Source organism: Paenibacillus sp. FSL H7-0714 (genome assembly GCF_038003765.1).
Taxonomy (GTDB): Bacteria; Bacillota; Bacilli; order Paenibacillales; family Paenibacillaceae; genus Paenibacillus_AQ.
This window is the reverse complement of the sequence record NZ_JBBOPT010000001.1, coordinates 6,641,032-6,657,154: the sequence shown is the minus strand read 5'-3', so window position 1 is coordinate 6,657,154 and position 16,123 is coordinate 6,641,032. Positions and strand designations below refer to the sequence as shown.

The following is a 16,123-nucleotide window of genomic DNA, read 5'->3' as shown; positions in this document are numbered from 1 at the left end:
GGAGGTACTTTTGGTGCAGCAAAAATGGCAACGTTGGAATATTTCTTCCCGAAAGTGGCTGTGGATCATAGTTGTGGTTGGCGTTTTAGCTGCCTTGCCAGTTGTCTATGACCGTCTGCAGACGGAGAAGTCTTCCAAGACAGTGGAATTTGTATTTGATTACCGTGATTTAGTTGAAGTAGCAAGCTATCGTGCTAACCCGCAGGATTATATTTCCGAACAGTTAGATCGTCTAAAAGATGCTGGTGTTCAGAGTATGGCGATTTACGAAAGCACGCTGGAAGATTATCGGAAGGCGCGTCGTCTAATGATGTGGGGTGCGGCTGATATCGCTAATCTTACGGATACAATCATTCCGGTGAATGAGAATTATACTTATGTTCTTTTTACTAATCCTGATTACTACCAGGCCCTGGCGCCTGTCATTAAAGAGGCATTCGGTAATCTTGGGATTACTTCGAAGGAATGGAGTTTCCGCGGACAACAAGGTCTTATTATTGAGACTCCAATAGAAGATGCTACACTGAAGCCACTTCAGCCGGATCCATTTACACTGGAGATGCTGCATGACAAAGGGTTCACCATTGTACCGCGTCTTGTGGATTCTTTGACTTATAATAAAGCAACAGTTAAGAAGCTGTTAGATCGTTATGAAGAATTGGGTGTAAAACGAATCCTATTCGAGGGAGAGTCCGTTAAAGGGTTTAATGATGATGCCGATACGGGTAGTATCACTGACTTTGCAAATCTCCTTAAGGAACGTGGAATCGGAATTGCAGCGATTGAAAATATTAAGAAGCAGCAGAAGGGCTTTAACAAGCTTGCCTATTTGCTGGACTATAACGTAACACGGTTATACTCCCTTAGCGAAGGGGATTCTGCCTTAGATCCAAAAGTGATCTCAGATCGTTTCGCGCTGGCAACAAAGGATCGCAATATCCGAATGATTTATTTAAATACGATTCCTTCGCGAAATACAGCTAAGGCACAGATTACAGATACGCTAGACAACCTTGTCACGAGTCTGAGTGATCCTGGTGGTGCCGTTGAGCAGATCAAAGACAATGGGTTTAAGTTAGGACAAGCTACGGCTTTTGAGGTTGTAGATTCGTCTTATCAGCGTTACTTCAAGTTAGTTGCGGTAGTTGGCGCAGTCTCTTTAGTAGCGCTGCTGATTTCATACTTTATTCCATGGCTTACGATCCCGGCATGGGTGCTAGGATTACTGGGAAGTGCAGGCCTGCTGGTCTTGAAACCAGAGCTATTTGAGCAGGCACTGGCGCTAGCGGCTGCGATAAGTGCACCAACCCTGGCGGTTGTACTTGCCATTCGTAAGGTTAATGAAATGGGACCTCCGCTACGGAACAATACCCTTACCTATAAGGCTATGAGCCCGCAACGTCGGTTTACGCATAGTCTGGTGCTTTATTTGAAGACGTCATTAATTTCTTTGAGCGCTGTGCCATTCGTGATCGCACTGCTCAACAACATAACCTACAGCCTAGTGCTGGACCAGTTCCGTGGTGTTAGTCTGCTCCATATGGCGCCTATCGGCCTTGTAGCACTTTATGTACTCCTCTATCGCGGAGAGTTTGTCTTTAACAAGACAGGTAAGCTGCTGCGTACACCAATCACATTAGCTATGGTTCTTGCCGCTATGGTTCTTGGGGTCGTAGGTATGTATTATTTAAGCCGTACTGGAAATGGTGGTAACGTAACACCTCTAGAAATGGCCTTCCGTACATTCCTAGAGAATACGGTTGGTGTCCGGCCGCGTAATAAAGAGTTTTTGCTCGCACATCCGTTATTAATTCTTGGTGCATTTCTGGCCTTTAGATATCGGAATGCAGCATTTATCATGATCATTGCCGTAATTGGTCAGCTCTCCATGGTGGATACCTTTGCACATATTCATTCACCTGTTCTGATCTCGCTGGTTCGTGGATTGCTCGGTCTTGGACTCGGACTGATCATTGGTGTAATTGCCGTAATCGTATGGCAGATTGCAGAAGGGTGTTGGAAACGATGGTCGCCACTCCTAAAAAGATAGTTATCTCTGGTTACTATGGTTTCCGTAACAGTGGAGATGAGGCGGTGTTGCAGTCCATTCTAATTGCACTGCAGAAACAGTCTCAAGCTTTGGGTATATCCATTGAGCCTATAGTGCTGTCCATTGATCCTGAGTGGACGAGCGCCACATACGGAGTGAAATCCGTGCACCGGATGAAGCTTGTTGAAGTCCGTCAAGCGATTTATGAGAGCGCTGGTCTGATCAGCGGTGGGGGCAGCTTGCTGCAGGATGTCACAGGTAGCAAGAGTATTCCTTACTATTTAGGTATTATCAAGCTTGCGCAGTGGATGGGGAGACCAACCTTTATCTATGCTCAAGGTATCGGGCCAGTGAATCGCAAGCTTTTTCACCCTTTAATCAAATCCGTGTTTCGTAAATGTACTTATATATCTGTGCGGGATGAACAATCCCGCGAGCTTCTCCTATCTATGGGACTGGAACAGAAAAAGATAGAGGTTGTTCCCGACCCGGTTATGGGCTTGTCTTTGCCAGAGGACACGGATGCTACTACACAATCTTCAGAATTATCTGATTCACTTCCGGTGATTGGGATATCGGTACGTTTTTGGGAGCAAGACCGCAGAGAACTGGAGGCTCTTGCACAAGGCTTGATTAAGGCCAACCGTGAGGTTCCGTTACATTTGCGATTTCTCCCTTTTCACACCCCTTCGGACAATGAGGCTTCACGTTATATGATGGAGAAGCTGAAGGGAATCATAATCGAGCATGGTGGGCAGATCAGTATATGTGAGGATGCTATTCACCCGCAGCATATGCTACGGGAAGTGGGACAATGCGATGTTCTGATCGGCATGCGACTTCATAGCTTGATTTACGCGGCTGGAAGACGTGTTCCACTGATTGGTATTTCTTATGATCCAAAGATCGATCATTTTCTGGACAGAATCCAGTGCCATCCTGTTGGAGCAACGAACACACTTGATGCTGAACATGTTGCTGCCGAGATTGTTCATCTTTTGAACACAGGACAGGAATGGAGAGCGGCACGGGAAGATGTCATTTCCAAGTTGATTCAAGAAGCAGAGGCACCAGCTCGGCAAATCGTAGAATATTTTCACCATAAAGGATGATCTAAAGTGAAAGCAGAAAGCGCGGTACCTACAGTTCCTATTTTTGGAATTAGAGTCTCGAAAGTTGATATGGCAGCAACAGTTGCCTATTTGACGGAGGCTGTTCATACCCGTATCCCGCATCAAGTGATTACAGCTAATCCAATTATGGTTATGGCTGCACTGGAAGATCCAGCTTATATGGATATTATGAAATCGGCTGAATTGGTTGTCCCCGATGGGACAGGCGTTGTATGGGCTGCTAATTATTGTAATGAGCCGGTATCAGAACGGGTAGCAGGTTATGATCTGTTACATGAATTGATGCGGCAGGGTGAAAGATATAGTTGGAAGGTATATCTTCTAGGTTCTACGCCTGAAGTGATTCGGGAAACCGCTGAAAGGTTACAATTGCAATATCCGGGTGTTATCATTGCAGGATATCACGACGGTTATTTTGGTCCGGATGCAGATGAAGAAATTGTGGCTGGAATTGTTAAGGCTAATCCTGACTTATTATTTGTTGCCAGAGGTGCGGATAGTCAGGAACCTTGGATTGCTAAATATAAGTTCAAACTGGGCGTTCCGATCATGATGGGGGTCGGCGGTAGCTTTGATGTGATCTCTGGGAAGAGCAAAAGAGCGCCAATAGCCTTCCAAAAAATGAGAATAGAATGGTTGTACCGTCTCCTAAAAGAACCTACACGGTACAAACGAATGCTTGCACTGCCGAAATTCGCATTAAAAGTGGTGCGTGAGAAAGATAAAGTAACAAAAGTCTAGCAAAATGCCGATATTCACCTAGAAAATGAGATAAATAGCCTAAATAAAGGATTGGAATTTGTTTTTGTAACAGCGTATAATTCAATGCGGTAGAGAAATGGGGGTCGACTGATCAAATGTTAATCATATACATCGCTGGATTTATCGTATGCATGGGACTCGCACTTGGCCTCACACCTTTGGTGAAGAAATTCGCCATTAAGATTGGTGCAACAGATGTGCCGAATGCTCGTAAAGTGCACACGAAAATTATGCCCCGCCTTGGCGGATTAGCTATTTTTCTAGCGTTTGTGTTAGGCCTGCTTGCCGTATTGCCGATTATTCCATACGAGTTCACTCCGCGGGAGGTCAACTTCATCAAAGCGCTGCTATGTGGTGGCGGACTGATTGTACTTATCGGGGCACTCGATGACCGATTCGAATTATCAGCAAAAGTGAAGCTACTGGGCCAAATTATCGCAGCCTGTATCGTTGTTTTCGGCTTTGGTATTACTGTAGATTTTGTGAATATTCCATTTAACAATACGTATTCCTCACTGGAGAGCTGGATTGCTATCCCGCTTACGATTTTCTGGATTGTCGGTGTTACCAATGCCGTTAATCTGATCGACGGGCTGGACGGGCTTGCGGCTGGTGTATCAGGAATTGCAATTGCTACGATTGCGGCAATGGCTTTCGTGATGGGAAACACCATGGTGGCAATGCTGTGTCTGTTGCTTCTGGGTAGCATCATCGGATTCCTGTTCTTTAACTTCCATCCTGCTAAGATTTTCATGGGTGATACGGGTTCACTGTTCTTAGGCTTTTGCTTGGCATTACTTGCTTTGCTAGGATTTAAACAGATTGCAGTGGTTTCGTTTATTACACCTTTGCTTATTATCGGTGTACCATTGTCGGACACGTTCTTTGCGATCGTGCGCCGTAAGCTGCAAAAGAAACCAATCTTCGCACCAGATAAAGGTCACTTGCATCACTGTCTACGCGAGCTTGGCTTTAGCCACCGCCAGACTGTACTTATTATTTATGGTATTGCTGCATTTTTCGGTATTTTAGCGGTCATTCAATCATCCGCAGCTCTTTATGAAGCGAACTGGGTTACGTTCGTGGTCATCTGCATCATGCTATTCTTCCTGCAGATTGGTGCTGAAATCACAGGTTTGATCGGCAAGACTAAACGTCCTGTACTTAATGCGATAGCCAGATTACGCATGAAAGCTAGTCAAGAACGCGGATCTAAACTGTAAGATGAACTTATATAATATTATAGTAGGAACTAAATCTTATTACGCAAAAAGCTCATCCTATCACAGGATGGGCTTTTTATGTTCTTAGAATTTATTTAAGAATTGTTTTTTATAAAATTATTAAGCAGTATTCCTTCAGATTATCGTCCTATGTACCGATAAAATAATTAATATCAACAAAAGGGAGAGATTAATGACATGCAGCGCATGAGAAAGACATTTATATGGTCGCTACTGCTTGCTTTAGTAGTAACTCTAGTCCCCAATGGACTTATGAATACCGCAGAAGCGGCAGATAAGCCCACTAGTTATTTTACACCTGACAATAAAGATTTACGAAATACAGTTGATCTGACGCTATTACCGTCACTGAATCAAATCTCCAGATCTAATGTATTAAAAGTAACCGATGCGAACTTACGGGTTTCTGGAACTTTCACCAAGGTAACTAGCTCAACGCTGGGCGCAAATGTGCAACGTTTGAATTGGGATCAGTCAACTGGAACTGGAAAATGGGTAGAAGATCCTACACATGTGATGCCAGGTGTTGTTCAGTTGGATGTGGACAGCCCGGATAACCGGTTTACTGCAAATCTGACGTTGTATCCAGGGATTAACCGGATTACGTTGACCGGGTCACAGGGAAGTAACGATCGTTCTGAGGCTTTTTATGTTCTTTTTGATCAAGTACCTTATGTTGAGAGACTTCAAGTATTAGGCGGTTCAGATAAGCTTGACCTGAACGAAGGTGCGCAGCTTGTAGTAGCGAATTCAGAAATTACTTTGGAAGGTAAAGCACAAAATGCATCAAAGGTTACTGTTTCTATTAACGGTAAAAGTGCAGAAGGTACTTCTCTATTGCAGGACGGAACTTTCTTCTCACAGCGGATGTTGCTTAATCCAGGTGTGAATGAGCTGAAGCTAGTCGTTATGAACGGCTCTGATACATTGTCCTTTCAATATACGATCTTCTACTTTGATGAGAAGAATCCCATTGTTAAATTATACTTAGGGGATTCGAGTGATCATGTACAAGATCTGCTTGGCAGAGATGAGCCGATATTTACGGAGAACAATGATACTGCCAAAGTATTTGTACAGATGATGCTTCCGGACAATGCAGGGATTCCATTTCAAGGTTCAGCATCTATAAAACTTGATAATTCGGTTGTGACTGCTAATTACGGAAGTGGGATAACTATTGATTCTAGTGGTAAATTGACCTTGACTCCGGGGTCTGAAATTTTGGTTCCTTCACCGAAGAAGGATTCACCTTCATATCGTCTAGTGACATTCAGCATTCCACTGGCTATGGTGAAAGACACTACAGGGAATATTTTAGTAGCTCAAGCGCACAATCTTTCGGTTGCTTATGGAACTAAAACGATAAATCGTCCTATAGACTTTCAATACATGCAGGGAAAAACGGTTATTACAGATATGAGACTGTTAGAAGGATATAATCCCGCAGATAATACCATTCCACCAGGCGTATCACTGAATGGAGCGAAGGTTGACTCCAGTGAGTTCTATATTCGGGTCAGAACTAATAGCAAACCAAATGATACTACGTTACAAGCTAGCTATTTACCTTTATCCACTAAAACCTTAGTTCCTGTGTTGGTTAAGACCATATCAGATACTGAATATATTTATAAAATAACGGATTTCCAGAATGGTAATCAAACCGTACGCTTTAATTTCAAAGATTCTACCGCCAATAAAGATGTTAATATTTCCTTTGCATCAAAGAACTACATTTATGTAGCCAACCTTACTGATGGAGAGACTTATACTATTGATTCAAACGCAAATAAATCAATCACAATTAAAGGGCAATACATTGATTTCAAGAATTTATCTAGTGCTTTCTTTGTAGCTGAAATGTATGTTAATGGGATAAAAGTTAAAGCAAAAGACGATGCTTGGGTTGACAAAACAACAGGTAACTTTGATGTTACATTAGCGGTTAACGCTACAACAGGTCCGTTGGTATACGGGGAGAACAAAATCATCTTAACTGCAACAGGTATTGATGATAAGGGACAAACAAGAGAAGTGCGCAAGGAATTACGTATCTATATTATAGATGAAAACGTGTCAACGATTAGTAAGTTCCAACCTGCTGTTGGTACGGGTAGACCAGACTTTCCTGCTCGAGACTTCACATCAACTGATACTGGACTTGCTAAACTTTTCAATTTAACACCGGATTTCATTTATAAAGATAATATCTATACAACAAGTCTGAAGACATATGATTTAGTTCTTCGAGGAACCGGAGCAGTTAAGCTCAATTTGAATTTGGGTACTAAGAATATTGTTTCTGTTGATATTCCTACAAATTCGCAAACAACTGAGACTGCTACTTTTCCTTCGGATAGATACACTTACAACTTCGCGGGAAATCAAAAAGAGTTTATTATGCGAATCCAAGATCTCACTAATGACGCACCAGGAACGTATATATACACACTTGAATTGATTAACAGTACAGGCGCTAAGACTAGCCGGAAGTTAGAAATTGTTAGGGAAGTAAGTGCATATCGCATTCTTTCACCTCAGCCTTCTGTAGGGACTCAATATGTTGTGAACAAAAACTTCGTACACTTCGATATTGAAGCTGAAGGAGCTACAGACGTTATCATAGATAAAGAAAAGGCAGTTAGACGTACGGATTTAGGGGCTAGTCGATTTGTATTAGATTATGTAGGATTAAAACAAGATAAAGCTAATGCTATTAAAATTTCGATTGTCCGTGGAGGATCAACCACGACAGATACCATTTCTGTATTTTATACAGGGGCTGTAGATGTCGATTCTCAGTATATGGCACCAAAGGTAGCAGATAAATACAGCGTATTTAACAAGGGGTTAGAATTAAACTTTCCTAAAGGAACAGTAATGCAAAGTACAGATAGACGGAGTCTTACGAAATTCTATCCTGACACTAAGCTGCGTTTTGGTATTGCTGAGCCGAAGACAGGTGTAGTAGAACGCCGAAATGATTATGGAAATGTAATTGGTTTCCCTGAGACTTTTGAGGATAGTGGTATTCCAACATGGTCAATTCCTGATGAGTTTACTCTTCGTTTTAGTTCCACTTATGAGACGAGCAACTTTGGGCGCATTTCGCCAATGTACTGGATTAGTGGTGGATTAGGGGAGTTGGGAACAGCCTCAACAGCAGGATATATTCCTGCTACAAATGGATTAGCTCCTTATTCCGTTGATGGATTGTTTGGGGATCCGCAGATTCCCGCTGAACGCAAAATTAAACCTTCCAAACGCGGGACGTTGACCCTTTCGTTTGACCCCAATGTGGTAGTGGAGGCAGGTACCCAAGTTACTGTGTTCAAATATAATGATAAACGGGAATGGGAGAATATTGGAGGCACGGTAGATACCAATAAACATACAATTAGCGTTCCATTTGATGAATTTGGATACTATACCGTCATGAAGATGAGCCGAGGATATAATGATGTTACGAATCATGCTTGGGGCAGAAATATTTTAAATGCTTTGTATTCAAAAGGAATTATGAATAATCTTCGCTTTGAGCAATTCGGAACCGACGATCAGACAACAAGAGGAGAGTTCGCAACACTTCTTGTTAAAGGATTGAACCTTCCGCTTAATTATGATGATAAGAAGACATATGCGGATCTTGTACCCGGAGCAAGCTCAATTACCTGGGACTATGCCCATATTGAGACAGCGGCAAGAGCAGGTATCGTTACAGGACTCTCTGATGGTGTATTCGGACCAGATCAGCCGATTACCAGGGAACAAGCAGCTGTAATGATCGCCAGAGCACTTAAATTGAAGCTGGCAGTGAATGATCAGAAATTAAAAGACAATGTCGCCAAGTCATTCATGGATTCCGGTAAGATAGAATCCTATGCATTGTCTGCTGTTCAAGCAGTATCGAAAGCCAAAATCATGAATGGAACTGAAGTGAACACTCCAGGACAGAAGAAGCCTTCATATAACTTTAATCCTAAGTCCAACATGACCAGAGCTGAAGCTGGAAAAATTGCTGTTGAACTATTGAAAAAGAGTACTACTATATTCCCTAAAAACCTGAGCTAGAGGGATGGCTTCATATTGTATGATTTTATTACAGAGGGTTGTTTAGTCGCCCTCTGTTTGTTCATTTTTCAGCCACTATATATTCGGTATACTTTATATCTGATTACCATTTGGGTATAATAGAAAAAGAAAAAGCAAAGTTTTGAAGAGCACGTGGATTTATACAGCTTAAATTACCATTTAGACATCTTTGTAATCTGCTTCGATTTACGATACAATAACTGAGAAAATATTATTTTCTGAAAGGTGAAAGCCAAACATGAAACCGATTTTAGCAAAAGCACAGTTAGATTACATGAAAGCCAAGAATATGTTTGAGAATAGAGCAAAAGTGTTAGAAAAGGAAATTGCGGCTAAGCGGGCACTACAGGAGATTACACAGGAGGTTATGGAGGAGCTTGTTCAGGCTACAGGATTCCATGATTCTTACAATGAGCTTGTCGTTGCTGAGAACGCTCTGATCGAATGGTCTCATACTACAATTAAGCATGAGAAGAGCTACCGCGAGAATCGCGCAGCTATTGATGCAATGTATGACAATGTAAACTCAAGTCCTGAAAAGCGTCAGGAATTGATCCAGTTATCTATGAAGATTCGTTAGACCCTGCTGTAATAGAAGCAAGCGCCGGCAACGGCGCTTTTTTTGTTTCGTTCTGTATGGATGCTGTCTATAGGGGAGCCTCGAATGGTGAAGGTAAGTAGTAGCCATTAGCTTAAGAATCATCAAAAACAGGAGGCAACCAAGAAAGAACAAGTTAGATCGAACCTGTAAGCGAAAATTTCTAGGTTGGCTTTAAAAACCGAAGCTCAGAAGAGGAATCACCATATAATTGTCCTATTGTGTTGTGAAATCAGAGCTTTTCGCCCCCTGCATACTCAAATTTTGTAGGAATGTTTAAATAAATGGCACTAGTGTTAATGATACTTAGTAAATATTGCATAATGACGTTTGGAAAACGACTATGGTATACTATTTTCCGTGGCAACCCATGATTAACAATAGTTAGTAGAACATACATATGTATCTTCTATTGGAATTGTACCGGGAAACAAAAAAAGAAAAGATTTTTTTTGAAAAACCGCAACTTTTCCAAATCTTCTGCGTTTAAGGTGTAGAGTCATTTACACAGGCAGTTGAAATTAACCGGTGGTAAAGCGAATTTAACAAAATGGAAAAATTAGCTTTACGTGACTTGAGGCACATTGTATAATACTTAGGTATAATTAGGAATCTAGTATTGTCATGTCCTGATCATTGTTTACCAGTTTCTGTGATACCCGTCACAGACATTATTTATACTTAATTTGCTCAACTCTGGAAAGGGGGTGCATCGGCTAATGAGTGACACGAGCTACTCAACTAAAGAAAAATCTCAGTTTATGAACGTCCAAGGAGGAGAAAAAAAGGTTATGAAGAAAATTTTATCCGTAGCATTATCTACAGCAATGGCATTCTCGATGTTTGCCTCTGTAGCGTTTGGTGACGCAGCAGCAACTCCGCAACAAAAATTTGACGCTTTGGCAGCAAAAGGTATTCTCAATGGGTACCCAGATGGTCAAGCTCACCTTGAAAAAGATCTTACTCGCGCTGAATTCGCGAAGATCGTTACTAAATTGTTCGATCTTACTGAAGTAACTAACAAATTGTCTTACAAAGACAAAGGTTACAACGCTAAGAACTGGGCAGTTCCTTACATCGAAGCTGTTACTGCAGCTAACTTGATGCAAGGTAAAGATACTGTTAAAGGTATCTTCGACTACAACGGTAAAGTAACAGTTGAAGAAGTAGCGGCTGTATTGTTCCGCGCTTTGAAACTTGAAACACCAGCTACAACTGACAACACTGCATCTGCATGGGCTAAAGGTTATGCTCAAGCAGTAATCAATGCTGGTCTGATTGCTAAAGACACTAACTTCAAAGCTAACGCTAGCCGTTCTTTGGTAGTTGAAACAGCTTATGCAGTTGATCAATTGAAAGCAGCTCCTACTGTAGCTTCTGCTGAAGCAGTAAGCCCAACTAAAGTAGTTGTTACTTTCTCTGACAAAACTACTACAACTGTTGAATTGACTACTGCTCTTGTAGCAGGCGTTGAAACTACAATCAACTTCAAACACAACAACCACGATTACACTACAAAAGTAACTTTGGCAGCACCTAAAGTTGTTTCCGCAACTGCTCCAAACGCTAAACAAGTAGTTGTTAAATTCAACCGTGCTATCGATGCTGATACATTGGCTGAAGGTGGAAAAGTTCTTGATGGCGTTGTGAAAGTAACTAAAGTTGGAAGCAAAGATGATGAAGTGGCTAACGCTGTTGTAACCTTTGATGCTGACAATACTGAAGCTACAATTACTATTCCTGGAACTAAAGGTCTTAAAGGTAACTACACTGTTGTAGTGAACGATACTGTTAAAACAACAGCTGGTGAAGCTATTCCAGCATTCACAACTTTGCTTACTGTAGCTGATACTGTAGCTCCAACAGTTGCTTCTGTTACTTCTACTGCAAAAGCAACTACTAAAGACGTTTATGTAAAATTCAGCGAACCAGTTAAAACTACTGGCATCGTTGCTTACGTAAATGGTTCAAATGCTGCTGTAACTGTACAAAATGATACTTACACTGAGTTCAAACTGAGTGGAGTAACATTGGATAGCGGTAAAACTTATGATGTATCCCTGCTTAACGTAACTGACTATGCAGGTAACGTAGCTAATCCAAACCCAATCAAAACTACTGTAACTGTTGTTTCTGACGTTGCTGCTCCTGTAATCAAGAGCGTAACTCCTGTGAGTGACAAATTCGTTGAAGTTGAGTTTGATAAGAATGTTGAACGTGCATCTTTGGTTGGTAATGTTCGTCTCTTGAACTCTGTTGGAGAAAGCCAAGGAACATTCAGTGTTGTTACTGCTGATAAAACTGGCAAGAAATTTACCCTGCAGAGCCCTCTGAGTAGCTTCCCATCCTCTGGTACTTTCACTGGATCCGTTGTATTCGGAGCAACTGTTAAGGATACATTGGGTAACACTTTGGGAACTGCTTCAAGTCAAGCAATCACTTTCACTAAGGACACTGTAGCTCCTACAGTTACTGGTATCACTTACACAACTTCTACTTCTGTTAAAGGTCTGAAACTGACTTTCTCCGAAGATGTTGTTAACACTGGAGTAGGTTCAGTAGTTCTGATCAATAACAAAACTGGTCAATCTACTGCGATTGCTAACACTACAAATGGTAGTGGAAAACACTTCACTTTCACAGGTGTTAATGTAGATGCTGGTGAATATTCTGTGCGTCTGCCAGAAGGACTCTTCAAAGATAAATCCTTCTCTGGTAATAAACTTGCTGCAACTGTATTAACTGTGAAAATTGGATCAGAATCTTCTGATGGCGATGCTCCAGTACTGTTCAACAACCAAATTGTAATCAATGACAGCACTGTAACTGGTAATGTTTATGGTGATGCTACTATCACTGTTGATTTGAAAGATACAAGTGGTCTGAACGTTACATCTGTACTAGATGTTAATAGCTACACATTGGACGACAAGGCATTGCCTGCGGGTTCTTATGTAACTATTGCTACTCTGGATGAAAAGGGAGCACCAGCAACTAGCTCTTCCAGTCCGAAATATGCTCGTGCAACAATTCATATCCCTAGCTCTTCGATCACTGAAACTAAAACTGACTACAAATTCGTAGTTAACGGCGTTACTGATGTGAATGGTAACACTATTGAAGCTGTTTCGAAGACAGGTACGCTTACTAGCAGAACTAGTGCACTCTTTGATTCTGCAGTAATTTCCAACGGAAATTCTTACGAGCTGGTTCTTGGATTCTCTAAAGAAGTAAGTAATCTGCAAATTTCTGATCTGGAAATTTACATCAACAATGATTCAGGACAAAACCGTGTTCTTCCTGATGCTAAGAATTACAGCGTAACTAAGATTGCTAACGGATCGGATAAAGGCAAGTGGTCTGTTACTTTCAAGAAGGCTGCTGTTAATGCAACCCCTGCTACAGACGATTTGGATCTGAACTCCAATGATGTTAACAGAATCATCGTTAAGATTGCTAAGAATGCAACTGCAATCGATAAGGATGGTAACAAAATCACTGGTGAAACAGAAATCTCTGTTAAATAAGATTCGTTTACCGAAGCAAGAATAGCCTCTTCGGAGGCTATTCTTTTTTTATAGGCATTTATCCCCATATGAGGAGGAACTTCATTGAAATCGGTATGGAAAGTAACAACAGCTGCTGTATTACTGGCTGGTGGTGTATGGGCTGGATCACTGTTGAATGTTACTGCTGAAGGTGCAGGTGTTGGTTCACAGCCTGGCACAGCAGATGATCCAGTGGTTACCAAAAGCTATGTAGATCAGCAAATTCAGAAAGCACTTACAGGTGGTTCAGTTACAGCTCCAGTAGCTACAGCTACACCGAGTCCAAGCTCAGCTCCAACAGCTACAACAAACCCGACTACTAGCAGTAATGAATCCGTAATTGTCGATGTAAAACCAGGACAAACTTTAATTGCTTCCGCGGGTGCAGAATTTATCGTTCGTGCGGGTAAAGCGATTATCTACTCTCAAGATGCAAATGGTGTTGCTGATTTAACGGATGGTAAGGATCTTGCCAATGGAGTAGCTGCGCCGACTAACCATTTATTATCTTTCCCTCGTGATGGTCGTGGGATTACTGTGCAAACAGGACAAACCCTTGGCCTTGTTGTCATGGTTCGTGGCGGATATACACTAAAATAATTTGTAATTATATATATTCATAATGCCCGTAAAAGTACTTAATCATACCTTCAAACTGATTTCCAAAGTTACAAATCATTGGCGCGATTGAAGAGTAGCTGTTGGACGCACAATATTCCTGTAATCTTACAAATTCACAGGAGGTGCTGTAACATGGCACGTAACAATCGTACAGTGGTACCGGAAAGTCGGGCAATGCTGAAGCAAATGCAATATGAAATTGCAGCTGAATTTGGTTTGTATGGAGCGCATTATGGAGGCGGAGCAGACACAGAGTTTGCTTCTGAATTGGGAGCAAGCGGAGGTAGTGGTTCTGGCCGTAGCCAGTATCTTGGACATCTTAGTTCAAGAGATAATGGCTCTGTTGGTGGAGAAATCACGAAGAGACTCATTAAGCAAGCAGAACAGTCTCTTCTTTAATAATATCAGGGGTGAAGGAATTCTTATTAATCCTATCTGATATTTCTAATTAATACTGTGGAATCAATATTTATACTGTGATGGAGGGGCTTCGGAGTAATTGACACCACCTCCCAAATAAGATAATATGACTTTTGAGGAAAGCCTTAGACCTTTTCCATATGGGAAAGGTTCATTTTTTTGAAGAGTTTAGTGAATATAAACATGAAATACTGCAATCATCCTTCATAAAAAGAACAGGCCCCTGAGTTTCTTTGTTTATAGTTTTTATTAATTTGGCCTGTGATTAATAAGGAACTCCTTATACAGTGTCAGACTAACCATAAGGGAGGTTGTTATACTTGTCTATTAAAGGGCGTCATTTGTTTACTTCTGAGTCCGTGACGGAAGGGCATCCGGATAAAATCTGTGACCAGATTTCCGATGCGGTATTGGATGCATTTTTAGCTAATGATCCAAATGCACGTGTAGCCTGCGAAGTTGCAGTAGCAACTGGTCTTGTTTTGGTGATCGGGGAAATCAGTACCAAATCTGAGTATGTAGATATTCCTGCCATCGTACGCAATACCATTAAAGAAATTGGCTACACTCGTGCAAAATATGGTTTCGATTATAATACTTGTGCAGTGTTGAGCTCACTTAATGAACAGTCAGCTGATATTGCTCAAGGCGTAAACTCTGCTCTCGAGCACCGTGATCCAGCACAATTGGCTGAAGAAACAGCAAATATTGGTGCGGGTGATCAAGGCTTAATGTTCGGTTTTGCTACGAATGAGACACCAGAACTGATGCCGTTACCGATCGCTTTGTCTCACCGTATTGCTCGTCGCTTATCTGAAGTTCGTAAGAACGGAACCTTGGAATATTTGCGTCCTGACGGGAAGACACAAGTTACGATCGAGTATCAAGATGAGAAGCCTGTACGCGTGGATGCTATCGTAGTATCTACACAGCATGCGGAAGAAATTTCTCTTGAACAAATTCAGGCAGATATTAAAGAACATGTAATTATGCCGGTTGTTCCTGCGGAACTGCTCGATGCTGAAACTAAGTATTTTATTAACCCAACAGGACGATTTGTGATTGGTGGTCCTCAAGGGGATGCTGGTCTGACTGGACGAAAAATTATCGTTGATACGTATGGCGGATATGCTCGTCACGGCGGCGGCGCATTCTCTGGTAAGGATCCAACTAAAGTGGACCGTTCTGCGGCTTATGCAGCTCGTTATGTGGCGAAGAATCTTGTAGCTGCGGGTCTAGCTGATAAATGTGAGATCCAGCTTGCTTATGCCATTGGTGTGGCTACTCCTGTCTCGATTAATGTGGATACATACGGAACAGGTAAAATCAGTGAGGAAAAGATGGTTCAACTGATCAGCAACAACTTTGATCTTCGCCCTGCGGGTATTATCTCCATGCTTGATTTACGTAAACCAATTTATAGACAGACTGCAGCATACGGCCATTTTGGACGGACTGATGTTGATCTTCCTTGGGAACGCGTAGATAAAGCGGAATTACTCAGAGGTCAAGCAGGATTGTAGTTAATTATATGTTCTTATAATTCGTTAAGCCCGCAAGTTGGCACTTAGTGTCAGCTCTGCGGGCTATTTTTATGTAATGGGCAGAATTAGGATTGATTCTAATCATAGAGAAGTAGACTACTAAACTTT

The 16,123-nt window shown here is 41.7% G+C and carries 10 protein-coding genes; all 10 read left to right on the top strand.

All coding sequences use genetic code 11. From position 1 onward, the window contains the following. Positions 1 to 13: 13 nt before the first annotated feature. The 10 genes from NST34_RS30005 (at position 14) to metK (ending at position 15,994) form a co-directional block, all read left to right on the top strand. Complete coding sequence (locus tag NST34_RS30005) at positions 14 to 2,050, top strand: DUF5693 family protein (protein ID WP_076297912.1); 2,037 nt, start codon at positions 14 to 16, stop codon at positions 2,048 to 2,050. Continuing rightward, the gene (csaB, locus tag NST34_RS30000) at positions 2,026 to 3,162 is read left to right on the top strand and encodes a polysaccharide pyruvyl transferase CsaB (RefSeq protein ID WP_341129613.1); all 1,137 of its coding nucleotides are present in this window, start codon (positions 2,026 to 2,028) and stop codon (positions 3,160 to 3,162) included. The genes NST34_RS30005 and csaB overlap by 25 nt, the downstream gene beginning before the upstream one ends. A gap of 6 nt (positions 3,163 to 3,168) precedes the next feature. Continuing rightward, positions 3,169 to 3,924 carry a WecB/TagA/CpsF family glycosyltransferase gene (locus NST34_RS29995; protein WP_341129353.1) on the top strand — a complete coding sequence of 252 codons (756 nt, stop codon included), beginning with the start codon at positions 3,169 to 3,171 and terminating at the stop codon, positions 3,922 to 3,924. A 116-nt stretch (positions 3,925 to 4,040) separates the two neighbouring features. Further along, a complete protein-coding gene (locus tag NST34_RS29990) occupies positions 4,041 to 5,168 on the top strand; it encodes a glycosyltransferase family 4 protein (RefSeq protein WP_341129352.1) in 1,128 nt (375 codons plus the stop codon). A 207-nt stretch (positions 5,169 to 5,375) separates the two neighbouring features. Beyond that, entirely contained in the window at positions 5,376 to 9,263 is a 3,888-nt protein-coding gene (locus NST34_RS29985) for an S-layer homology domain-containing protein (protein ID WP_341129351.1), read from the top strand. A 259-nt stretch (positions 9,264 to 9,522) separates the two neighbouring features. Next, positions 9,523 to 9,864: a hypothetical protein gene (locus NST34_RS29980; RefSeq protein WP_042131350.1), complete on the top strand. Its 342-nt coding sequence runs from the start codon at positions 9,523 to 9,525 to the stop codon at positions 9,862 to 9,864. 809 nt (positions 9,865 to 10,673) lie between these two features. Next, positions 10,674 to 13,409 (top strand): hypothetical protein, encoded by a 2,736-nt coding sequence (locus tag NST34_RS29975; protein ID WP_341129350.1) that lies wholly within the window; start codon positions 10,674 to 10,676, stop codon positions 13,407 to 13,409. 84 nt (positions 13,410 to 13,493) lie between these two features. Continuing rightward, positions 13,494 to 14,030, top strand: coding sequence for a hypothetical protein (locus NST34_RS29970; RefSeq protein ID WP_341129349.1), 537 nt, complete (start codon positions 13,494 to 13,496; stop codon positions 14,028 to 14,030). Between the two features lie 153 nt (positions 14,031 to 14,183). Beyond that, on the top strand, positions 14,184 to 14,450 hold the full coding sequence (locus tag NST34_RS29965; protein WP_341129348.1) for an alpha/beta-type small acid-soluble spore protein: 267 nt from the start codon (positions 14,184 to 14,186) through the stop codon (positions 14,448 to 14,450). 341 nt (positions 14,451 to 14,791) lie between these two features. After that, the gene (gene metK / locus NST34_RS29960; protein WP_042192431.1) at positions 14,792 to 15,994 is read left to right on the top strand and encodes a methionine adenosyltransferase; all 1,203 of its coding nucleotides are present in this window, start codon (positions 14,792 to 14,794) and stop codon (positions 15,992 to 15,994) included. The last annotated feature ends 129 nt before the right edge of the window (positions 15,995 to 16,123 follow it).

Excerpts from the sequence above, each read along its gene's own strand:
- csaB (WP_341129613.1), top strand. The coding sequence starts at position 2,026 with ATGGTCGCCACTCCTAAAAAGATAGTTATCTCTGGTTACTATGGTTTC.
- NST34_RS29990 (WP_341129352.1), top strand. The coding sequence starts at position 4,041 with ATGTTAATCATATACATCGCTGGATTTATCGTATGCATGGGACTCGCA.
- NST34_RS29985 (WP_341129351.1), top strand. The coding sequence starts at position 5,376 with ATGAGAAAGACATTTATATGGTCGCTACTGCTTGCTTTAGTAGTAACT.
- NST34_RS29980 (WP_042131350.1), top strand. The coding sequence starts at position 9,523 with ATGAAACCGATTTTAGCAAAAGCACAGTTAGATTACATGAAAGCCAAG.
- NST34_RS29975 (WP_341129350.1), top strand. The coding sequence starts at position 10,674 with ATGAAGAAAATTTTATCCGTAGCATTATCTACAGCAATGGCATTCTCG.
- NST34_RS29965 (WP_341129348.1), top strand. The coding sequence starts at position 14,184 with ATGGCACGTAACAATCGTACAGTGGTACCGGAAAGTCGGGCAATGCTG.